The organism is Pseudomonas sp. DR208 (assembly GCF_019823005.1).
Classification (GTDB): domain Bacteria; phylum Pseudomonadota; class Gammaproteobacteria; order Pseudomonadales; family Pseudomonadaceae; genus Aquipseudomonas; species Aquipseudomonas extremorientalis.
The window spans coordinates 512,979-535,314 of sequence record NZ_CP081944.1 but is presented as its reverse complement, the minus strand read 5'-3'; the positions used below and the strand labels follow the sequence as shown (position 1 = coordinate 535,314).

At 61.2% G+C, this 22,336-nt stretch carries 17 protein-coding genes; 3 read left to right on the top strand and 14 right to left on the bottom strand.

All coding sequences use genetic code 11. The annotated features are described in order from the left end of the window. The first annotated feature begins 153 nt into the window (after nt 1-153). Nucleotides 154-438, top strand: a complete 285-nt coding sequence (locus tag K5K89_RS02365) for a DUF3077 domain-containing protein (RefSeq protein ID WP_092248453.1) — start codon at nt 154-156, stop codon at nt 436-438. Between the two features lie 149 nt (nt 439-587). Here the strand turns inward: K5K89_RS02365 and pelG are convergent, their stop codons facing one another. The 9 genes from pelG to K5K89_RS02320 all read right to left on the bottom strand — a co-directional run bounded on the left by pelG (nt 588) and on the right by K5K89_RS02320 (nt 14,704). Then, nucleotides 588-1,958: an exopolysaccharide Pel transporter PelG gene (gene pelG / locus K5K89_RS02360; protein ID WP_222540790.1), complete on the bottom strand. Its 1,371-nt coding sequence runs from the start codon at nt 1,956-1,958 to the stop codon at nt 588-590. Further along, nucleotides 1,959-3,473, bottom strand: coding sequence for a GT4 family glycosyltransferase PelF (pelF, locus tag K5K89_RS02355; RefSeq protein ID WP_222540789.1), 1,515 nt, complete (start codon nt 3,471-3,473; stop codon nt 1,959-1,961). Further along, complete coding sequence (locus K5K89_RS02350; RefSeq protein WP_071492456.1) at nt 3,463-4,458, bottom strand: HEAT repeat domain-containing protein; 996 nt, start codon at nt 4,456-4,458, stop codon at nt 3,463-3,465. Before K5K89_RS02350 ends, pelF begins: the two co-directional genes overlap by 11 nt. After that, complete coding sequence (locus tag K5K89_RS02345) at nt 4,436-5,803, bottom strand: PelD GGDEF domain-containing protein (protein WP_071492457.1); 1,368 nt, start codon at nt 5,801-5,803, stop codon at nt 4,436-4,438. Before K5K89_RS02345 ends, K5K89_RS02350 begins: the two co-directional genes overlap by 23 nt. A 5-nt stretch (nt 5,804-5,808) precedes the next feature. Continuing rightward, on the bottom strand, nt 5,809-6,327 hold the full coding sequence (locus K5K89_RS02340; RefSeq protein WP_071492458.1) for a penicillin-binding protein activator LpoB: 519 nt from the start codon (nt 6,325-6,327) through the stop codon (nt 5,809-5,811). 26 nt (nt 6,328-6,353) lie between these two features. Beyond that, nucleotides 6,354-9,953 carry a tetratricopeptide repeat protein gene (locus K5K89_RS02335; RefSeq protein WP_222540788.1) on the bottom strand — a complete coding sequence of 1,200 codons (3,600 nt, stop codon included), beginning with the start codon at nt 9,951-9,953 and terminating at the stop codon, nt 6,354-6,356. Then, complete coding sequence (locus tag K5K89_RS02330) at nt 9,931-12,744, bottom strand: bifunctional glycoside hydrolase 114/ polysaccharide deacetylase family protein (RefSeq protein WP_222540787.1); 2,814 nt, start codon at nt 12,742-12,744, stop codon at nt 9,931-9,933. The genes K5K89_RS02335 and K5K89_RS02330 overlap by 23 nt, the downstream gene beginning before the upstream one ends. A gap of 62 nt (nt 12,745-12,806) precedes the next feature. Next, complete coding sequence (locus tag K5K89_RS02325; protein ID WP_222540786.1) at nt 12,807-13,739, bottom strand: NAD-dependent epimerase/dehydratase family protein; 933 nt, start codon at nt 13,737-13,739, stop codon at nt 12,807-12,809. A 470-nt stretch (nt 13,740-14,209) separates the two neighbouring features. Then, entirely contained in the window at nt 14,210-14,704 is a 495-nt protein-coding gene (locus K5K89_RS02320; RefSeq protein ID WP_071492462.1) for a hypothetical protein, read from the bottom strand. 122 nt (nt 14,705-14,826) lie between these two features. Between K5K89_RS02320 and K5K89_RS02315 the strand changes: the two genes are divergently transcribed. Next, nucleotides 14,827-15,714, top strand: a complete 888-nt coding sequence (locus K5K89_RS02315; protein WP_222540785.1) for an AraC family transcriptional regulator — start codon at nt 14,827-14,829, stop codon at nt 15,712-15,714. A 15-nt stretch (nt 15,715-15,729) separates the two neighbouring features. On the opposite strand, the gene K5K89_RS02310 is transcribed toward K5K89_RS02315, so the two are convergent. The 3 genes from K5K89_RS02310 to K5K89_RS02300 form a co-directional block, all read right to left on the bottom strand. Further along, the gene (locus K5K89_RS02310; protein WP_092248473.1) at nt 15,730-16,431 is read right to left on the bottom strand and encodes an SDR family NAD(P)-dependent oxidoreductase; all 702 of its coding nucleotides are present in this window, start codon (nt 16,429-16,431) and stop codon (nt 15,730-15,732) included. Between the two features lie 20 nt (nt 16,432-16,451). Further along, the gene (locus K5K89_RS02305) at nt 16,452-16,655 is read right to left on the bottom strand and encodes a tautomerase family protein (protein WP_222540784.1); all 204 of its coding nucleotides are present in this window, start codon (nt 16,653-16,655) and stop codon (nt 16,452-16,454) included. 204 nt (nt 16,656-16,859) lie between these two features. Then, nucleotides 16,860-18,161 carry an OprD family porin gene (locus K5K89_RS02300; protein WP_071492465.1) on the bottom strand — a complete coding sequence of 434 codons (1,302 nt, stop codon included), beginning with the start codon at nt 18,159-18,161 and terminating at the stop codon, nt 16,860-16,862. Between the two features lie 412 nt (nt 18,162-18,573). On the opposite strand from K5K89_RS02300, the gene K5K89_RS02295 reads away from it, so the two are divergent. Then, the gene (locus K5K89_RS02295) at nt 18,574-20,661 is read left to right on the top strand and encodes a TonB-dependent receptor (protein ID WP_093513565.1); all 2,088 of its coding nucleotides are present in this window, start codon (nt 18,574-18,576) and stop codon (nt 20,659-20,661) included. Nucleotides 20,662-20,725: 64 nt separating this feature from the next. Here the strand turns inward: K5K89_RS02295 and K5K89_RS02290 are convergent, their stop codons facing one another. Both K5K89_RS02290 and aguA read right to left on the bottom strand, forming a co-directional pair. Beyond that, nucleotides 20,726-20,941 (bottom strand): hypothetical protein, encoded by a 216-nt coding sequence (locus K5K89_RS02290; protein ID WP_071492466.1) that lies wholly within the window; start codon nt 20,939-20,941, stop codon nt 20,726-20,728. Between the two features lie 233 nt (nt 20,942-21,174). Continuing rightward, nucleotides 21,175-22,281, bottom strand: coding sequence for an agmatine deiminase (aguA, locus tag K5K89_RS02285; RefSeq protein ID WP_071492467.1), 1,107 nt, complete (start codon nt 22,279-22,281; stop codon nt 21,175-21,177). Nucleotides 22,282-22,336: the final 55 nt, after the last annotated feature.

The following is a 22,336-nucleotide window of genomic DNA, read 5'->3' as shown; positions in this document are numbered from 1 at the left end:
TTCGCCCACCATTTCGTGCAATGGCGGCTGTGCGTGGGAGACCTTCGGGTCTGCCGGGTTCCTGTATCTCCGGTTTCTCAGCCTGCGCACAGCTGCCACCCATTCGCCTGAGAACGAACGTGGTAGCTCTCACCAGATATGGGAGTTTTACCAATGACCGCTACAAGTCCGTCTGCGTTAACCACCCTCGGCGTCACCCCCTTCTCCTTTCACTCCGACCAACCTCTGTTCCGCGTCAATAGCGGTGTTTCCCTGCATGAAGCCTTGCACCACGTTTCCGACCTGCTCCATGTCGCCAAGCTGCTCGCAGAAGAGGCGGCGATGACGCGGGAGACGGACCGTTATGCCTGGGCTTCGCATTATTTGCAGGAGATGAGCAAGGCGGTGATTGATGATGTGGTGAAGGTGTTGGAGTCACCCGGCAATAGCGCGCAGTAGACCTCACTGAAAAGGCCTGTCCTCGCCATGGTGCAGTCCAACTTGTGGCGAGGTTCGTTATCGCTCTCTATAAAGCCCCATTCAGCCCCCAACAAAAAAGGCACTTGCCGCGAACGCCAAGTGCCTTTCTCACACCACCTGCAACCCCATCACCGCGCCAACATAAACGTCTCATACTCCAGGTCTTCCAGCGCCGACGACAACCGCGCCAGCCCCAGCAGTACGCACACCAGCAACGACAACGTAAACCCGTAGCCGAAGAAACTGGGCCCCAGGTGCATGCTGAGCAGGGTCAGGGCTGCGTTGAGTACGGCAAACAGTACGCACAGTTCCAGGACCACGCGGCGTTTGTCGAGGTAGAAGAACACGTTGAGCAACGCCATGAAGACCACCTGGATGCTCACGCCGATCAAGTCGATGTAGAACAGTGGCAGGTAGTAGCTGGAGATGCCGATCCATTCCAGCAGGCGCGGGGCGAAGAGGAACAGCAGCACCACGGTCAGGCCTTGGACTTTGCAGATTTCCAGCAGGCCCTGGCGGATGGAGAGGGTCATCTCGGTTTTCAGCGAGCCGATGTGCTGCAAGGTCTCGCCATCGCGGATGGCACGGAACAAGCGGTCGTACCACTCGGCAAAGTCGGTCTCGATACGCACCAGGAACACGGCCATGCCGGGGATGATCGCCAAGTAAGCGATGAAGATCGGCATGTCGTACAGGATCGAGGCGCGCAGCGGGCCTATGACTTCGTTGGAAGTGCCTGGGTTGAACCAGAACAGGATTTTGTCCACCCAGATGCCGAAGTTGTAGAAGAACCCGGTCACCAGCAGGCTGAGGAACACGTTGCGACGATTGAGAAAATCAAACGCAATCATTTTCTCGGCACGGTACTCGCGCAGGATGTCGTACAGGTACAGGAACAACAGGCTGCCGTGCCCGATCAACAGCGCCAGCAACAGGCCGGACATCTTCAGGAAGCTCAGCAGGTAGGCGCACGCGACCATCAGCGAGTAACCCACCACCATCACCAGCAGGATGCGGTTGTATTTCTTCATCCCCGAGAGAAAGATGATCACCAGCCACAGGTTGCACAGCACCACGAAGTTCGACAGCACCAGCACGCGGTAGACCAGCGGTTGATCGAACAGCAGCGCCAGCACGATAACCCCCAGCACCCCGGCACCGACCGTCACCATCAACAATATGCCCAGCAGGTTGGGCAGGATCTGCTCGTAGTTGTGCTCGAACAACTGGTCGGACACGAAGCGGGTGAAGAACAACTGCAGGCCACCGGTCAGGATCAATGAGCTGGCCATCAGGTACGTCACCGTGACCAGAAACTGCCCCACCAATGAGTTGGGCAACAGCAGGCCCAGGCTGATGATGCCCACCAGCATTACGCTGATGATCGACAGCACCCACGGGCCGGAGCTGATCAGGCCTGCATACACATAGGCGTGCAAGGTGGCGGTGTATGAGTCGCGCGAGAGGATCTTGCGCAGTTCGAAGCCAATACCGGCCATTTAACTATTCTCCATGGCGGCCTGGTACAGGTCGCGGTAGCGCTGCAGCATCAGGGCTTCGGTGTAGTAACGGTTGACCCGCAGCAAGCCGGCGGCCTGTGCAGCCTGCCAGCGCTCGGGGCTGCGCAGCAGTTCCAGGATCGCGGCGGACGTCGCCTGTGGGTCGGCAATCGCCACCACCTTGCCCGCCACGCCCAGGTCGCGGTCTTCGGCGCTGCCGCCTTCGATCAGTTCGCGGCATGAGCCGACGTCGCTGCTGACGACCGGCGTACCGGCAGCCCAGGCTTCGAGGATCACCAAGGGTTGTGCTTCGCTGATCGAGGTCAGCACCATCAGGCCAAGCTTGGGCAAGATGTCCTGGATGCGCTGGAAACCCAGGAAGTGCACTTTGCCTTCAAGCCCCAGGCTCGCCATCAGGCTGCGGCATTCGCTCACGTATTCCGGGTCTTCTTCCTCGGGGCCGACAATCCAGCCTTCGGCATGCGGCATGGCGCTGATCACGCCGCGCATGGCACGCAGGAACGTTTTCACGTCCTTGATCGGCACCACGCGCCCGATCAACCCGACCACCGGTGCAATGCCCGGCTCACGGGTTTCCATGGCGCGGGCCCACTGCGACAGGTCGATGCCATTGGCGATCAACGCCGTGCGGCTCGGATCGGCACCGTCCTTGATCTGACGCTGACGGTTGCCGTCATACAAGGCAATGATCTTGTCGGCGCTGTTGTAGGCCAGTTGGCCGATCCGTTCGAAGTAGCGCACCCACAGGGTCCGGATATACCCCGAGCCTCCGTCGAGGCTGCGGTTGAGCGCCTGCCCGGAGGTTTCGGCAATCCAGGTGGCCTGGGCCAGATCGATCTTGCGCTCCTTGGTATAGATACCGTGTTCGCTCAGCAGGTAAGTGCATTTCCAGCGATGCTTGAGGATGCAGCCCAGCAGCCCGGCGTAACCGGTGGAAATCGAGTGCAGCACCCGCGCGGGCGGCATCTTGCGCGAGGCCTCGGCGAGCATCAGCAACGGCGACTGCAACGAACGCAGGGTCCAGAAATAGTTGACGAAAGACGGGTCGGCGCAGTGCTGGCGGTAGCCTTCGCTGAGGGTTTCCCAACTGGCACGGCTGCGCAGTACATCATCCAGGGTCATATGGCCCTCGGCGATGCAATTGAGCAGGCGCTCACCCAGCTCCCGCTCGGGCGGGTCCGGGTGGTGCAAAAAGCGATACAGGTCGGCCAACTGCTGCGGGTCGGCATCGCGCGGCGTGCCACGGGTATCGGCGGGGTGCGTCGCGTCTTCGAGGAACACCTCTTCGATGTGCACCACGTTCACCGGCACTTCATAACGCCGCGAGGTGTACGCCGAGCGCTGACCACCGATGAACATCACCGAAAAAGTCAGCTCCGGCAGGCCGAGGATCATCTGGTGAATCCAGCTCGATACGCCGCCGCGCACGTAAGGCCAGGTGCCTTCCAGCAGCAGGCAGATGTCGGCCTTCGGGGTGGCTTCCTTATGATTCATTCCAGCTCCTCACCAACTCAGCAAAGGGTGGCCGCTGACGGGTTTCTTCCGGCAGCCTGGCGAGCAGCCCGGGGATTTCGTGATAGCGACCCGCTTCAAACGCCAGCTCGGCATGGAAAGGCAGTAACTGAGCCTCACCCAGACCGTTTCGCTCAGCCTCGTGCAAGAGGGCCTCGGCTCGCTCGTTTTCACCGCGCTCCAGGGCAATACGGCCGGCCAGCAGCAACAGCTCACCGCCCTCACCGGCCGCCAGACCTTGCTCGGCATGCTCGCTGGCCTGGTTCAGCACGTGTTCGAGCACACTGCCTTGGGCCAGGCCGAGGTAGGCCAATTCCCAATACCATCGCGCCAGCATGCTGTGCACCGGGCCGGCAGTTCGGGGGCTGACGCCGGCCAACTGTTCCAACGCCATCTGAATGTGCAGGTTGATGTCACTTTCCTGCTTGTCGAGCATCGAGTACGCCAGGAGACGCACGTCATCACTGGGGTCACCCAAGGCCAGCTTGAGGATGGGTACCGCGTCCTTGCCAGGCATGCGGCGAGTCGCCAGCAAAGCGGCCAGACGCTGATCGGGATCGGGCGCGTGGCGCAGCACGTCCTGCAAACCGCCATCGGCGAAAATCGGCGTGCGTGTCTGGGCCTGCGCACGGAACGGCAGGCTTGGGATCCCCACCGATCGCCACGCCTGCTGGTCGCGTTTACGCGGCAGGTACAGCGCCGGGAAGATCGACGCAACCACGCCCAGGGTGCCGATCACCGGCACAAAGAACGCCAGGCTGAAAATGAACAGTGGGCTCCACGGCAAAGGCGCCCGGTAGCGCGCCGGCAACAGCAACCATACGGCGCCGCACAGCATCAGGCAGGCCAAGCCATGGCTGAAGGTGAACACCAGCAGTTGGTGCATCTGCGGCGCATCGAGCCACAGACTGGCCCAACTGCCCGCCTCCAGCAGCACGGCGCCGCTAAACAGCCACTTGCTGATCATTCAGGCCACACTCGTTGTAAAGGAAGTTACGCAGCCCGTTGCGATCACAGCCAGGCTCCAGGTTGAAAGGCATGGCCCGCACACCCAGGCTGTCCAGGTCCGTGTCGATACCAAAGTGCTCGTGCAACAGCATGCCAATCCGCGCCAGGTAGCCTTCGGTACCTTCCGGGCTGGTCAACGGCAACAGCACCAGCAGCAGGCGATGTTCGCGGTTGTTGCGCACCGCCAGGTGCAAGTCCAGGCCACGTTGGCTGCGCTCCATCAGACGCGACAGTTCCTCGTTGGCGCGCGTCATCTCGAACGCGAACAACCCGGCGGGCAATGTGTGCTGTTCCACGTCCACCAACGACCGCTTGAGCTGCAACGAAAACTGCTGGGCGTGCGCATCGGGCAGGCTCAGCACTTGCGGATCGCGGCGCAACAGGTCGGCAATGTGGCCGGCCAGCAGCGACAAGAGGCTCAAGGTGCGGTCCTGGAACGCAAAGAACGGCATTTGCCGAACCGCCAGGATCGCCAGCAAGCGGCCTTCGGCATCGATCAACGGGATGCAGGCCTGCAGCGCGGAAAACTGCGCGGCGTTACCGGCGTCGATCAGTTCCTGGCGTACGCTCACCAGTTCGCCGCGCTCCAGGCATAGCCGGATCAAACCGTCATCGGTTTCCAGCGGCCCCATCACGCCGATCATCGCCAAGGCCTGGGGCAGTAGATTTTTCTCGCTGTCGTCGACGCGGTACAAACCTGCCACGCGCAATGCACCGTATTGGCCGAGCATCGCCACGATCGGCTCAGCCAGCTCGCTCAATGCGTCGCCTTCGACCGGCATGCCGCGCAGTTTTTCACGCAGGCCCAGCAACGAGCTGCGCAGGCTCTGGTCACTGCCGGCCACGCGCTGCTCCAGCAGGTCATGGGACACCCGCAGGATCTGGTGGGCACGGGTGAATTCGTCGAGGCGGTACTGACGGTATTCGTTAGCCATCTGCAGACGCTCCAGGCGGCGCACCCACAGGTCGCGAACCTCACCCACCAGCATCCCGCACACCAGCACACCGACGATGAACGAGGGCTCAAGCTGGGTATAACCTGCATGCCCGGTGTAGCGCAGGGCAAACAGCGCCGCCACCAGCAGCACGGCGCTGAACAGGCCGCGCACAAAACCGTAACGCACACCCAACAGCAGTGGCGCCAGGATTGGCCAGGGGAAACCACCGTGCATTTGCAACGGGTCTTCGGGAGTCAGCCAGAAGCCGAGGCCAATGGCCAAGCCCGTTACCAGGAGTGTTTCCAGCCAAGACACCGGCCCGCTGGCGCGAGGCGCCAGGCTGTAATCCATGTGTGGAGAATTCATTACGTTCACTCGAATCGAAGGGCGCCAACCAGTTTGTCGATTACCGTCTGAGCATTGCCCGCCAGGCTTTCACGGGACCAACCGGCGCGCGCGCCGCTTTTGCTCCAGAGCACACGACCACTGTTGGCGTCCAGCACACGCAGGCTGATGCCTACCGCCGGCTCGCCATCCAGGCCGTTCTTGTACTGCCACTCTTCGACGCTGCCGGCGATGACGTAATCGAGCTTTTGCTCACGTGCCCATTCCAGGGCACCGGTCAGGCGCTCGTTGTCGTCCATCAGCGCCTGCTCACCCTGGGTGCTGGTCGGATAAACACGCGGTTGCAGGCCATGGCTGCTGAGTACGCTGAGCAGGATCTGCTCGCTGCGCTCACCGGCTTGCGGGGTCTGCGAATAGTTGATCATCGGCACGATGCCCCACTGCGCGTTACGCGGCAGGTCAGGGCTGTTTTCACTGGTGAAGCTGGAGCAGCCGGCGACGAACAGCACTGTCAGGGCCAGGCTCAGGTTACGAATTGCTTGCATAGGTTTTTCTCCCGTAGATTCTGTAATCAGCGCCCGAAACGCACGCCGTAGCTCATGCCCAGTGTGCCGCCGGACTTGCCATCCCCGCCTTGTGGCGCAGATTGGTAGCCGAAGGTGAGGGCCAGTTCGTCGTCACCCAGCACTTCGAAACCAATGCCCGTGTTGACGCCGTAGTTGAAGGTTTGGTCGGTCCACTGCCAACCCGCCGTCATGTCCACCAGCCAGGTGTATTGCGGCTTGCTGCGCACCAGCGCACCGGGGATGCCGCGACGCCATGACGTACCGACATAGAGTTGGCCGTAGCGGCTTTGCAGGAGGTCGCCCGACGGGATGGTCTGCAACTCGATCGGGTCACCCGGCTCAGGCGGCGCGACATCAGGCACTCGAATCGGGCCTTTGAAGTCGCTGGAGAGGTAATCCAGGTTGCGATCCTTCACATTGTTCTTCTGGTAATCCACACCACTGCGCACCGTCCAGTTAGGCCCGGCGAATTCCAGCGTGTGGTTAAGCTCCAGCTTCAGCGCATGACCGCTGCCCAACGAGTCGCCGGCACGGGTCGAGAACGAGCGCTGCGCCACTTCCCAGCTCAACTGATCCCGCGCAGTCAGGCCGTGACGGCCGCCGACCCAGGCGCGGTCCTGCTGGCCGAAAGCACGCATCAGGCCGCTGTCGTCGCTCTTGCGATGCCAGTCCAGGCCGGTCTCGATCTGGTGGCTGTTGCCCAACTGCCACAGGCGCGACAGGCCCAGGCCGTTACGGTCGTCGTCCTTGCGTTGGCTGGTGTCGGCGAACAGCTTCCAGCTGCCGTTTTCCACCGCGCGCACCAAGGTCAGGGCCGCGTTGCTCTCGTCGCCGATGCGCGAAGAGATGACGTCGTCGCCTTTATAGTTGCCGTGTTCCATCTCGACATCGGCGTACCAGTTGTCACCCAGGTTGTGGGCGATTTCCAGGCGCGGCGAGTCAAACGACAAGCCACCGAAATCCTGTTTCTGATACGACAGCAATGCGCCTTGCGGGGTGGCTTCGTGGATCTCCACCGCCTGGCGACGCAGTTGCTCGTTCACCGAATCCGGCTGGTCGTCGCCCAGTGCGGACAGGCTGGTGTCCAGTGCCTCGTTGGTACGCCCCAAACGGCTGAGCGCCTGTGCGCGCTGCGCCGGGTTCAGGTCGCTGCTGGCCAACAGGGTTTCGACCTGGGCTTTATTGCGGCTGCGCAAGGCCTCCTGGATCTGCTCGTAACGGTCGACCTTGAGCCCTTGGGTGCGCGCCCAGGCCAGCCAGTCGTCTTTCTGCGCTTGCTGGTTGGTCGCATCCAGGCGGGCCAGCAGGCGTTCGAACCACAGCTGTTTCATCGACGGCGAACCGTCTTTCCACTTCAGCAATTCTTGCTGGGCCTTCTGCGGCGAGTAGCTGCTCGACATCAAGCGCAGCCAGATCGCATAGCGTTGGGACGAGGGTTGCAGGTTGTCGGCCTCGGGGCTGCGCAGCAACTTCAAGCGCAGGCGCTGGGCGGCGTCCTGGTAGCCGGATGTGTCCAGTGCATCGGCATACGCGGCCTGCACCAGCCAGTCGTTCGGGCTGAGCTTGAGGTACATGCGATACCAGGCCAACGCCTCGGCATCGTGCCCCAACAGCTGGCTGGCGCTGGCGAACGGCAGCCAGAGCAGGCGGTCTGCCCGTGCATAGGCACGCCATTTGGCCAGCAGGGGTTTGAGTTTTGCCGTGTCGGCCTGGTCGACATACAGCCAGGTCAAACGCTCGCGGAACAGGTTGTCATCGGGGTAGCGCGACAAGCCCAGCAGATAGAGACGCTCGGCCTCGGAGGGATCGCCCTGCTCCACCGCCAAGGCACCGCGTACCGCCAGGACCTGGGCTTGCTCGTAGGCCTGCGGGTATTGCCTGGCGTCTTCCAGCAGGGTAACGACCTGATCCCACTCGTGCAGCTCCTGGGCCAGTTGCAGCGCCTCGACCAACCGTTGCGGATCCTGGGCGCGGTGCCAGCTGTCGACCATCAACTTCAAGGCACGCTGCGGGTCCCGGGTGCGATACAGGGTGATCAACTGGCTCTCGTCGCCACTGGTCAGCTTGCCGTTGAGGGACAGCAGTTTTTCCAGGGAGACGCGCAAGTCTTCGTCGCGCTCCAGGTCCCAGGCGAGCGCCGCACGGGTACGCCAGTATTCCGGGTCATCGATGGAGGAGTCGTCCGACTTGACCACTTCCCAGGCCGCCGGCTCATCAAACAGCTTCATTTGCGTGCTGGCCCAATCGACCAATTCGGCGGTGGTCAGCGTGTAGCGTTTTGCATAGTCCTTGTAGAGTTTGCCTTTGGCCGCGAACTGCCCGGTGTTTTCCAGGTTGTGCAGCAAGCGTGTCCAGGCCAGGCGATGGGCCGGGTACTTGCGCAGGTAGGTGCGCAGCCATGCCTCGGCTTCAGCCGGTGTACCACGGGACTCATGAGCGTAGATCAACGCATCCAGCTCGATGTCCGTGAGCGCACGCTGATGCATGATGTCGGCGAGCAACGGGATCGAGCGGGCGAAGTCGAATTGCAGGCTGGCAAGGCGCCAGGCGTGCTCGCGGGTTTTCGGGTCCTCCTTGAGTTTGAGCAAGCGAATCCAGTAATCCAGCGCGGCTTCGTTATCACCGCGCCACTCACCGAGCTTGGCCATTTGCCCCAGCAACTCGGTGTCATCCGGGTAATCGATGACCAGCTCCTGACCGGTTTCCCACGCACCCGCCAGATCATTGATAGACAGGCGCACCTGGAATTCTTTGACCAGGATTTTGCGGTTGCCAGGCTCCAGGTCATGCCACTGCCGGAGCACGCGCTGGGCCAGGTCGAACTGCCTGGTCGCAACGGCGATATCCACGCCTTGCTCCAGCCACGCCACGTCGGTCTGCGGGTTCGTCAGCCGGGGCAGCTCGTCAGCCAGCACTTGCGCGGCCTGCTCGTCACGGCCGGCCGAGAGCAGGCTGTTGAACGCAAGTTGCGCGTACTCCCGTCGTTCGGCCGGTAGTTGGGCGTCACGCTCGAGTTGCAGATAGATGTCTGCCGCGTGCGCAGGCTGCTCACCCGCCAAGTACCACTGCGCGGCGAATTTGAGCGCCTCGGTGCGCTGCGCCGGGTCACGCCCTGCGATCTCTTCGAACACACTGGCGGCAAACGCCGGCGCCTGCAGGGTCAACGCCAGCTTCGCCAGGCTTTGCAGTTGGGCCACCGGCAGCTTGCGATGATCGAAGCTTTGCAGACGCTCGACCAACGCATGCTGCGCAATCAGGTCGTTGCCACTGGCTGCGATCAGCGCGTCCAGCTCCAGGCGATAGTAGGCCTGGATCTCCGGCTGCGGCTTGGGCCAGGCGTCCACGTGTTGGCGCGCCTTGGTGTAGTCACCCAGGCGAATCAGCAAGTCGACCAATTGCAAACGCAAATGGTCGTCATCCGGGTGCGCCGTCAGCAACAGCTCGGCATAGTTGGCCGACACGGCGTCGGGTTCGCGCCCGTCGGGCTGGAACACTTCTTCACGCTGGAAGGTTGCCCACAGCAGGCCGCCCACGGCGACAGCGACCACCGCCAGTGCCCATGGGTTGAGCAGGCGGCTGCTTTTAGTTGCAGAGGAGTTGACCATTACTCACCTGCTTCATGGGAAGTTGAAAAGTCCAAAGGCCAGCCGAGGCCTTGCCTGCGAATCGTTGCCCATCGACTTCCACGCGGCAGGCGGTTGCCGAGCGTACGGTGAAGGTCAGGTCGAACTGACCGGCGAAGGAAAAGCTCACGCGCCGATCGTCCAGGTAACGCCAATCGAGCAACGGCACGTTGGCCTCCTCCAGCGCAGGGCGGGGATCTCTGTCCGCACGCAATGCGAGCAATGCCTTGTCGCTGCTCAGGGCCACATAGCGCCCTTGCGGCAAGTCACGTACACCCGCGACACCTTGGGATTTGAGCAAGTCCGGCCAGCCCATTTGTGCATCCAGGCGCACGGTACGCAGAGCGTCCATCCCGCGAATCTGCCAGGCGCCGTCCGCAGTTCGGGCCAGGCTCGACTGGTAAAGACCATGCAGACGGTCGACGTAGTCGCTCATCCATAACGACATCGGCTGTTGCTCGCGCAAGTAGCCGTAGATCTCGTGCATGGCCTTGATCGAGGCTTGCTTGGTGCTGGAATAGAAGTGGTAGTAGAGGTGCAGCCCGCGCAGGCGACGCGGACTGTCGGTCAGTTCGAACGTCTCGATCAACTCACGGAAGCCGTAGTACGGGCCTTTCCACAGGTTGGTGTAGAGGTTTTCGTTGATGATCGGCGCGTAGTACTGCAACCCCCCAGGCGTCGGCCGCAGCAACGGGTTCAACCCGGTCAGGGACGGGTTGGCCTTGGTCATGATGGTTTCGGCGCCGTTGACGTTTTTCAAGCCCGCGTCATAGGCCAGCTTGATGGTGCTGGCGGATGGCAGCGCATCGCCTGGCCAGAACACCATCTTCACCGGCTTCTGTGGCGTAGTCAGGTTCTGATTGATGTAATCGCGCGAGCCAAAAATCTCCCGACGAAAATCGATTTTTTCGTAGCCGGCGATTTTCATGTTCAAACCGTATTCGGGGTTGAAATTTTCGCGCTTCTCGGCCTTATCCGGCTGCATGAAAAACGGGTGGCTGTAGGTGTGCGTGGCCACTTCGACTTTAGGGTTGGCGAAGATCTCGCGGGCAATCGGCTCCAGCTCGCGGGCCAGGAAGGGGAACGCGCCACGCGGCGAGATCTCGCCCTCGATGATCGACACCGACGTCAGGAACGGGTTGGGCTTGATGTAGTCGTCCAGGGTATGACGACCTGCATAGGGAGTGCCGCGCACTTCGGCGCGGGAGGGAAATCCGTCGCCATCGATATGCACGGTCGCGATGCGCCGGCCATTTTCGGTGGTGGTGTCCGGCCGAGGTTGCGCCGGTAGACGCAGACTGGCCTGAAGGAACGCGAAAGGGTCGAGAATCCAGCGGCTACGCTCGTTGTTGATTTCGAGCAGGTAAGGCGCCAGCGCAAGTCCCCCCCATTTACCGACCACCACCGGGTTGAAAACGGCGCCATTGGCACCGCTCAAGGACAACGCCGGGGTTGGGCCGTTGGGCAATACGAAGACCGCTGCCAGGTCACGGGAGCGAGGCACCACCGGTGCCTCGAATGCGCCCAGCAGGGCCTTGTCCTGGTGGGTGATGGTCAACACCTGAGTGGCGGGCGGCGCATCCAGCTTGAGGCCCAGGCGCTTGAGCAACAACTTGTCTTCAACCGGCAGACCACTGAAAAACACCACTGGTACCTGCTCGTCCAGACGGGCATTGATAAAGCGATTGAACGCCGATGCATCCTGCGGCGGGCCGCTGGTCATCCAGGTGACCACGCCCGCGTACAAGCCACTGAAACCGTAGAGCGGCAGGTCACTGTCGGCGGGCAGGTAATCGACTCGGTAACCGAGGTACTCCAACAAACCACCCAGGTTGCTATGGCCAGCGGCATCTTCCAGTGCACCTTCACGCGGGTCGTAGATCATCGCGATACGGCGCGGCTGGACCTCGATGCTGCTGATGCCCAGGGTGTTGAGGTCCGGGGTACTGATGTAGGGAATGAACCCCTCATCGCGCAGACGCTTGGCGAGCGTGCGCGCCTCCTCACGACGCTCGGGTGGCAAGTAGTCGATGGCCACCAGCGGCACGCCCTTGGCGCGCAGCGGTTGCAGGTGGGTTTCGAGCCACTGGCGATCAGACTCGGACACCGGGCGATAGCGTTTGGTGGAAGCATCCCAACCGGCATGGATCGACTCGACCGCCACGGCGGCGGCAACGCCGTCCAGCTCAGGCAACACTTCGAAACCACGGTTGAAGAACAGCTTCAGGTTCGGCTGACGCTTGTGCAGCTCACGCAGCAAGCTGGCCAGGCCGACGCGCTGGTTCTCGCGCGAAGCCTCGGGCATCAGTTGGAAACTGTCGAGGGTGTCGAGGAACAGACCCGCATAGCCTTGCGCTTCCAGAGCCTTGGCACGTCCGAACAGATGCTCGCGCCAGACCGGCGACGTGAGATCCATCACCTGGCTGTTCCAGGCGTGATTGCGCACAGGGGAAACCGCGTTGCTCAACCCGGCTTTCTCGACCTCAGCCTTATTGCCGTCAAACTCACCGATGGACAGGTAGGCAAACGGCTGGCTGCCCAACGCCCGCAAGGTTTTCACATCGCCAGGGGTCATGTGGCCCGGTTCGACCACGGCCCAGTCGAACTGCGCCAGTTCCGGCAGCGGTGGTTGCTCGGCGTACCAGAAAGCCACGCTGTTCGGTTGAGCCAAGGCAGCAGCGTGCACAGTCGGCCCGCCGACGAATAAGGCAAAAGCAGCCAACAGCCGCTCAGCGATCGCGCGGATACGCGTCCTGCGGAAAACGATTTCCATAATTCACTCTTGAAGATGACTGAGCCAATACTGCGTAGACGTCGGGCGAAGTGACCGACGAACTACAAGCTGCGCAACAGCTGCGCCAAACCCTGGCCAATGGAGGTCGGTTGCGGGAGTGCAAAGCGCTCCAACAGACGGGCGTTATTCGCGCGCGAATGACGGATGTCGCCTTGACGTGAAGCTTGGTACGTCACGTTCAATGCAGTACCGGTGGCACGGCCCAGCTCAGCGATCAGGTCGTTGAGACTGGTCGAACGGCTGAGCCCTACGTTGATGGCTTCAGGTGCCGGTTCGCGGGTCTCCACCGCCTGGACGAGGATGCTCACCAGGTCCTGCACGTAGACGAAGTCGCGGGTTTGCTCACCGTCACCAAAGACGGTAATCGGCTTACCTGCCAGCGCACGCTCGGTGAAGATGCTGATCACGCCGGAGTACGGCGAAGACGGATCCTGGCGTGGGCCGAAGATATTGAAAAAGCGGAAGATCACTGGCTCCAGGCCGTGCTCGCGACGGTAGAAGTCCAGGTAGTACTCACTGGCCAACTTGTCGCTGGCATAAGGCGTCAGTGGCGACTTGGGCGTGTCTTCGGCGATGGCCGTGCCTTCGCCGTTGTTGCCGTAGGTGGCCGCGCTGGAGGCAAACACCACACGTGTCACACCGGCCTTGAGCATGCTTTGGCACACGTTGAGAGTGCCGACAAAATTGGCCTGGTGAGTGGCGACAGGATCGTCTACCGAGGCCTGCACCGACGCAACCGCAGCCAGATGCACGACTGCACTGCAATCAACCATGGCTTGCTCGACCACGGCGCTGTCGGCGACATCGCCAATCAGCAGTTCCAGATCAGGATTACCGGCGGGCAGGTTAGCCACCTTACCGGTCGACAAGTTGTCCAATACGCGAATCTTGTAGCCTTTGCCCAGCAACGCATCTACCAGATGTGAACCAATAAAACCTGCACCACCGGTGACCAGAATTCGTCCTACAGCCATGAAGTTTACTTCCTAGAGACTCGAGCGCAGGCACCGACAAACGAGCCTGCTAATTAAAGGTGACAGTGTTTTAGGGCTACCCTGACCAACGTCGCCTGGCCATCCGAGTCCAAGCCGCCTTATCCCTGAATCTTGAAGAACCACAGCATGGGACGAATGCGCGTTACCAATGTCACTTTAATGGCTTAGAGCCATCAACATCGCGGGAATCATGGTGGATCCAAAAGAGACTGTCAACAAATTGTCTAAGATGCCGCCAGACGGCAAACCCGAGTCAAAATTGCCACTTATTTGACGCTACTAATAGGGCGCAGTCTTTTTTTCACCCTTCCAGGTATCACGTCTACTGCACCCATATTCGTGGCCCAGGCTGTGTGGTCGAGACGACTTGCGTGACGATTGCTGGCTCCTACTTCATGGGCGGCTACACGCTGTTGGGCGATTAAAGCTGGCAGTTCCTGCCCGGTTTTTCAGCGTTGGGCAGTGCTGAGGCGCGATTGCCTGCGCAGGTACACCATTTGCGCCGTCACGCCGATCACCAGCGCCAGCGCAATGCCCGCCTGCGCGCCCAGCAGCACCGGCGATTTCAGGTCAGTGACGAAGGGGTGGCCATCGGGAACGCGGCGCAACGTCTCGGACACGGTGGGCACCATCAGGAAAAAAGCCGTCAGGCTCAGCAAGATCGTCTCCACATACACCCGGGCTCGCCCCAGCCAGGCCACGCGCCCTACCCCATAGCCCGCCAACAGCAGCGCAATCGTAATGATGCCGATGGCGTTGCTGACGGGCTGATGCGCGACCAGGAACACGGTGAGGCCACCGATCATCATCGACACGAAATACAACAACCCCGGCACTGACCGAGGCACGATACGGCCATGCCGGATAAACATGTAGGCGGCCAGTGGAATGGCCGGCAGGCTGCCGAGGGTGTGCAGCCAGCCGAGAGCGGAGATTCCGAACATAGTGGGGTTCCCATGTGGTTGGATGATGTGCAAAAACGGTCAGCGCGGGAAAGGCTCATCCCGATGGCGCCGGCGCGCTATGATCTCGGCGGTCAGCTTAGTGAGGGCGGGGTCGAACCGACATGATGAATCCCTTGGAAAACTTGATCATTCATCCGCAATTGCAGCTGGCAGGGCTGGCCAAGGGCGACCTGCTGTCCCAGGTACTGGCGCAGATCCGCCTGACGGGTGATCGGGTTCATTCCTGCACGCTGACGGAGGCACAGCCCCTCACGCTGGATGAAAAAAGCGCGCACATCTGCGTGCTCCAGCACGGCCGGTTGCATCTCTACGTTGCTGATCAGCCTCCCGTAGCGCTGGAGCAAGGCGATGTGATCCTGCTGCCCCACGATCCAACGGGCATCACGCTGACCGCCCTGAATGGGCCGGCAACCGTAGTCATCTGCCGCTTCTGGTTCGACGCGAGCAGTTTCCAGGCCATGCTGTTCGCCCTGCCTCGGCTGATCCACATCCAGCAAGCCGACGCCGCCGCATGGGCGGAAGGCATTCTGCATTTCATGTTGCTCGAAGCCCACGACACGCAACCGGGCGGGGCATTAATGATTTCGCGCCTGATCGACCTGGTGGTGATTCGCATCCTGCGCACCTGGGTGCACCAGGGCGCCGCTTCCGGATGGTTGGGTGGGTTGTCGGACGCGCGTATCGCCCGCGTGCTGAAAGCCATTCACGAAACACCGGGCAGGCAATGGCGCATCGACAACCTGGCTGAGGTGGCGGGCATGTCGCGGTCGAATTTCTGCGAACGGTTCAGCGCCCTGGTCGGTCGCTCGCCGCTTCGGTATCAGAATGAATGGCGGTTGACCCTGGCGAAAACCATGCTGGCCAAACAGGACGGCCGCATCGGAGAAGTGGGTTTTGCAATTGGCTATGAATCCGAAGCGGCGTTCAGTCGCGCCTATAAAGCTTTTTTCGGCCGCTCGCCTCGGGATGACAACGCCCGGCCGGGCTAGGCCGGGACGTGTGTATCAGTGCCCGGCGCTTTGCCCACCGTCGACATGCAGAATCTCGCCGGTCACAAAACCGGCAGTTTCCAGGTAGACAATTGCCTGGGCGATGTCACTCACTTCCCCCATGTGCCCGACCGGGTGCAATTGCCCGAGCGCCGCGTGGGTTTCTTCGCCGTGCATCGGCGTCTTGATGATGCCCGGGCTCACTGCGTTCACACGGATTCCACGCTTGGCGTATTCAATCGCCAACGATTTGGTTGCCGAATTCAAGCCGCCTTTGGTGAGGTTGGCGAGTACCGACGGCACGCCATCAATGGCGTGGTCAGCCAGGCTGGTGGTGACGTTGACGATGTGGCCGGCGTGGTTCTTTTCCATCTCGGCAATCGCGAGTTGAGTGATGTAGAAGAAGCCATGGAGGTTCACCGCAAGCACGTTGGCGTAGTCCGCCTGGGTGTAGGCGGTGAAAGGTTTGGCGATGAAGATGCCAGCGTTGTTGATCAGGCTGTCGATACGCCCGAAGGTGGCCAGGGTGTCGCGGATGATGCGCTGGGCCGTGGCCGGATCGGCGATGTCGCCGGCGACGGTGAGGATGTCGGGGTCGGTGGACGGCTGGATCGAGCGCGAGGTGGCGACCACGCGGTAGTCGAGGGCACGATAGGCCTGGACGACCGCGGCGCCGATACCTTGGGAGGCGCCGGTGATGATGACGACTTTTTTCATGAGGGTGCTCCGGTAGGGATTCAGGCTTGGGATTTGCGGTATTCGGTGGTGGTGATGCCGGCGTAGCCCCAGTTATCGGTGTCGACTTCTTCGATGACAATATGGGTCAGGTCCGGGCGTTTGTGCAGGACGCGTTTGAGGGTTTCGGTAAATTCGGCGATGACCTGGGCTTTTTGCTCGGGGGTAACGCCGTCACGGGTGATGCGCAGGCTGACAAAGGGCATAGCGAGGACTCCAGTGGCCGACCATCGGGGTGATGGGCGAGCCGTGGGGCCAATTTAGGCTTGCGCTGGAAGGGGATAAAGGTGGGCCCGGTTACTTCATTGGTGATCCGATGTAACAAGTCCGCCTTGCATAGACGGGCATAAAAAAACCCCGAACCAGTCGGGGTTTTTTTCGCCTGACACTCAGGCGCGACGCAGGATCAATTAGAAAACGTTGATCGGATAGTCGGCGAACAGACGGATTTCGTTACCGCCTACGTTGTAGTTGCTGGCGTTGTTGGAAACGCGCAACCAGGACGCACGCGCACGCAGGCTCAGGTCTTTGGCCGGGCCGCTCTGGACCACGTACTTGAACTGGTTCCAGATTTCACGCTCGGTGCCGTCGCCGCGGTTGGTACCGTCGTCGATGTTGGTACCCCGTACGTAGGCAACGTTGTAGGTCAGGCCCGGCACGCCGAAGGTGGCGAAATCGATGCCGTAGCCCACTTGCCACGAACGCTCGTCCTTGCCGTTGAAGTCGGACCAGTAGGAGTTGGCCAGCAGGATGGTGTTGCCACCGTCGCCGATGCCGCCAGCATTGCGGTAGCCGCCGTACAGGTAGCCGGTGTCGCCGGTGCTGCGCTGGTGAGCCACGGTGAAGCTGTGCGGGCCAACGGCCCAGGTCGCGCCCAGGCTCCAGATTTTGTTGTCGCGAGCATCTTCACTGCCTTGGTTTTCCAGGGCGAAGCTCTTGTCCAGCTTGGTTTTGTAGCCGTTGAAGTCAAAAGTCAGGGACTGCTTCTCTGGCAGGGCCAGCACGTAGTTGACGTTGACGTATTGCTTCTTCAGCACGTCCTGCATGTCGGAGGCATACAGCGCGGCGGACAGGCTTTCGGTGAATTTGTAGCTACCGCCGATGTAGTCGATGCTTTTCAGGCGACCGCTGTCGGTGCCTTCCATGCTCTTGCGCGCTTCTTTGGTGAAGTGACCCGCGTCCAGTTGCAGACCGGCGATCTCTTTGGAAACGATCGAGGTACCGGTGTAGGTTTCCGACAACAGACGGGAGTTGTCGTACTGCAGCACAGGCACGGCCGGGAACTGATCACCGTACTTGAGCACGGTGTTGGAAACGCGGAACTTGACGGCAGCGCCGCCCTTGGCCAGGTCGTGGGGTGCCGAGCCAGGGTTGTCGGCAGTGCCATTACCCGGTTTGAAGAAGTCGATACCGCCCGCGCCGGCGCGACCTTTGCCACCGTCCAGGCGGATAGCGTATTGGCCGATCACGTCCACACCCACACCGACGGTGCCCTGGGTGAAACCGGACTCCAGCTTGCCGATGAAGCCTTGGCCCCACTCGGCTTTGTCTTGCTTGCCGTTTTTGTAGTCGCGGCTGATGTAGGCGTTACGTGCGGCGATGTTCAGGTGGCTGTCTTCGATAAAACCCTTGGACTGGTCCTGGTCGTTTGCCATTGCTGTCGATGCGCTCAAAATCCCCAGAGCGATCAGACTCATCCGTTGCTTCAACATTTTCTTGTATTCCTTATTCCTGGTTGAGTACGCGCTGTGACACCAGGCTCCGTAATGCTTTTTCTGGTGTCGACTGAATCCGGAAAAAAGAAGGCCCGCGGACGACTGAACATGCCGCGGGCCTTTTTTATTGGATGAGTCATGGCGGTTAGCCACAGGCGTTGGGCGCAATCCTAGTCGCGCCCGGAACTATGTGTCAATTTCGCGAATCGTCTGTATTTAGGCGAAATAATTCTAAGCCAGGGCCTACAGCCACATCGAAAGCGACAAAAAACCGCATCCGAAACGACAAAAAACACATCTCGTAACACATTTCAAAGCCGATACGTTTGGCAATGGATAACGCGCGCAAATGCAAAGCATTATCATTAACGCGCTGTTTTTCTCCCAAACCACTCGGATACATTTCTTAATGCCTGCCCCTCGCCTGACGCCCATCACCCTTGGGCTTTCCGTTCTGCTGTCTGCCGGTTTTGCCTGCGCGGCCACCACGTTGCCCGAAACCTCGATCAGCGCCGAAGCTGACGAAGACGACCCACGCGTCAAGGAAACCAGCACCGCCACCCGCACCGCCACGCCGGTGCGTTATGTGCCCCAGGCCATCGACTCGGTAAAGACCGAAAGCCTGCGCGCCTACGGCACCAATGACCTGGGCCAGGCGTTGAGCGGCATTCCCAACGTCAGCAGCGGCGCCGATACGCGCTTCGACAGCCTACGCATCCGGGGTTTCGACGCGAGCAATGACTTCTACCTGGATGGCATCCGCGATGACAGCCAGTACGTGCGCGACCTGCATAACATCGAGCGCATCGAAGTGCTCAAGGGGCCGGCAGCCGTACTCTACGGGCGAGGCGGTCAGGGAGGGATCGTCAACCGTGTGAGCAAACTGCCTGGCGCCGGCCACAAGTCGAGTATCGAGGCCCAAGGCGGCAGCAACGATTTGCGCAGTCTGTATGCCGACCTCAGCACCGACCCCACCGATGACATCAGCCTGCGCCTGAACATGGGCAACCAGGACAACAACAGCTGGCGCGATGGCGTCAGCGGCAATCGCCAGCTGTTTGCACCGTCCATGAGCTGGCAGCTCACGCCGGACCTGAATTGGCTGGTGCAATACGAATACAGCCGCTACAACCGCACGCCGGACCGTGGCGTTCCCGGGGTCAACGGCCGGCCGGCGGATGTGAGCCGCAGCACCACTTACTTCGACAGCCGCGACTACATCGACGACAAATCCCAGTCCCTGCGCTCCAGGCTGGCCTATGAGCTCAACGACAACTGGCAACTGCGCCAGACCCTGGGCGTATTCAAGCTCGACAGCGATTTCGACAACACCTACCAGACCGCCTACGTGCCTGCGACCAACAGCGTGACACGCCAGCGCTGGCAGCAAGACCTGACCACGCGGAACCTCTTCAACAACGTCGAACTGGAAGGCGGCTTCAGCACCTTCGGCCTGGAGCATCGTTTGCTCACCGGCCTCGAGCTGGGCAGCCAGCGCCGCGATCCCAAGCTCTACACCGCCACCGCCGTCAGCCGTGGTGGCCAGGCCGTGCCGAGCCTGGACCTCAACCAGCCCAACCGCCACCTGAGCCATAACGGGCGGATGAGCGTGTCGAGCAACAACCACACCGAAGTGGAAAGTCGTGCGGTTTATGTACAAGACCAGCTGCGCCTGAATGATCAATGGCAGCTCCTGGCCGGCCTGCGCTACGACCGTTTCGAAGTGGACACCAAGAACAAAATCCTCAACACCCAACAGGCCGTCGACAGCCACAGCACCAGCCCGCGCTTTGGCGTGGTCTGGACGCCGCTGGAACATCACTCGTTCTATGCCTCGTGGAGCAAGACGTTCTCCCCGGCCGGTGGCGGCCTGATCGGCATCACCCCGAATGCCGCCGGCAGCGTCAACGACCTGAGCCCCGAGCTGACCAAACAGAAGGAAATCGGGGTCAAGAGCGATTGGCTCGACGACCGCCTGAGCACCACCCTGGCGGTGTACGAACTGGAGCTCTACAACCGCCGCACCAGCGACCCGCTGGACCGCACCATCACCCTGCTCAGCGGCTTGCAACGCTCACGCGGCGTGGAGCTGACCGCCACCGGCAAGATCGTCGGCAATTGGTACGTTCGCGGGGGAATCGGCCTGCAGGACGCCACGGTCGTGAAGGACAACAACGGCTTTGAAGGCAAGCGCGTCAGTGATGTGGCCAAGCGCAACGGCAGCCTGTTCATCACCTGGAAACCCGAGATGGGCTGGTACGCCGAAACCGGTTTGACGCTGGTGGGGGATCGTTACGCCGACAGTCTCAACACCGTGGTGCTGCCGGGTTATGGCCGTTGGGATGCCTTGGCGGGGTTCCGCCAGAAAGAATGGGACGTGAGGGCGGCGCTGAACAATATCGCGGACAACACCTACTATGCGTCGGCGACCAGCGTGGCGCAGATCCAGCCGGGAGAACCGCGCAGCGTGGTGGTGACTGGGACCTACAGTTTCTGAATCGAATACATCCAAAGGGTGTAGGAAGGGGCTTGCCCCCTCCCACATTTGTGCTCGGTGTTACTCAGTTTTTCAGCAGGTCGCACAACACGTGCACTTCATCCTCGCTGAACAGCCCCGCCGGGTAGCGTTCATTCATCACGCTGCGCAAGTCAGGCTGGCGCCTGATCCGTCGCGAGCCGTTTTCCTTCAACCAGAGCGCCAGTGCGGGAATCGCGTCGCCGCTGACCCGCAAGGGGTGGGCCGCACGCGTGTACATCAGGTTGATATCGGCATTCATTTCAGCGCTCTCTCCTACTGCGTGAGCGGCTAACTTACTCAAGGTTTATGACAGAACTGCGCAGTCATCACCTTGGGCCACTGTGACAGCACCGATACAAGAGCTATGCCAATGTCTCGTGTTTATAGGCATTGGGACACAAAAAAGCCCGCGACCTTGCTGGGCCGCGGGCTTGCTGTGGGCACCGGAACCGGTTGCGCCCGGCTATCGCCTCGATGCTGTTACAACTGCACTCACTCTTTGTGCGGTGCCGGCTGTTGCTGTGTCAGACAGTGGATATTACCGCCACCCAGTAACAGTTCGCGGCCCGGCACCATCACCACTTCGTGCTGCGGGAAAAGGTCCTGCAGGATCGCCTTGGCCTGGCTGTCCAGCGGGTCGTCGAAGCTTGGGGCGATGATGCCACCGTTGACGATCAGGAAGTTCACGTAGGAACCGGCCAAACGCACCGACGGATTCCGCTCCTGGGAGCCGTCAACCGGGTCGACACCGGCGCATTCTTCCTCGGTGGCGTACAGCGGCCCGGGAATCGGCATTTTATGCACTATGAACGAGCGACCCTGGGCGTCGGTGCTGCTTTGCAGCACGTCCATTGCGGCGTGGCAGCGCGCGTAGTTGGGGTCTTGTTCGTCATCGGTCCAGGCCAGCAACACTTCGCCCGGGCGCACGTAACAGCAGAAGTTATCCACATGGCCGTCGGTTTCGTCGTTGAACAGGCCATCGGGCAACCAGATGATCTTATCCACAGCCAGGTTGGCGCTCAGTACCGCTTCGATCTCGGCCCGGCCCAGGTGCGGGTTGCGATTGCGGTTGAGCAGGCATTCTTCGGTGGTGATCAGGGTGCCTTCGCCGTCGACATGGATCGAACCGCCTTCCAGTACAAAACCTTCGGTGCGGTAGCGCGGTGCGCGTTCGATCTCGAGGATCTTGCCGCCAACCTGGGAATCGCGGTTCCACGGCGCATACAGGCCACCGTCAAAACCGCCCCAGGCGTTGAAGTCCCAGTTCACGCCGCGCACTTCGCCGCTGTTGTTGATCACGAAGGTCGGGCCGGTGTCGCGCACCCAGGCGTCATCGCTGGACATCTCCACCACGCGGATATTCGGCACATCCAGGCGTGCGCGGGCGTTTTCGTACTGGCCGGCAGATACGGCAACGGTCACCGGTTCAAAGCGTGCGATCGCCTTGGCCACCGCCACATGGGCAGCCTGCGCCGGCTTGCCGCCCAGGCGCCAGTTGTCCGGGCGCTCGGGCCAGATCATCCAGGTTTGCGTCTGTGGCGCCCATTCGGCAGGCATGTAGAAGCCATCGGCGCGAGGGGTGCTGTGCAGGGTGGTCATGGCGATCAGGACTCCGAATGGGGTAAAGGCCGACTTTATAACGGATAAAAATCGG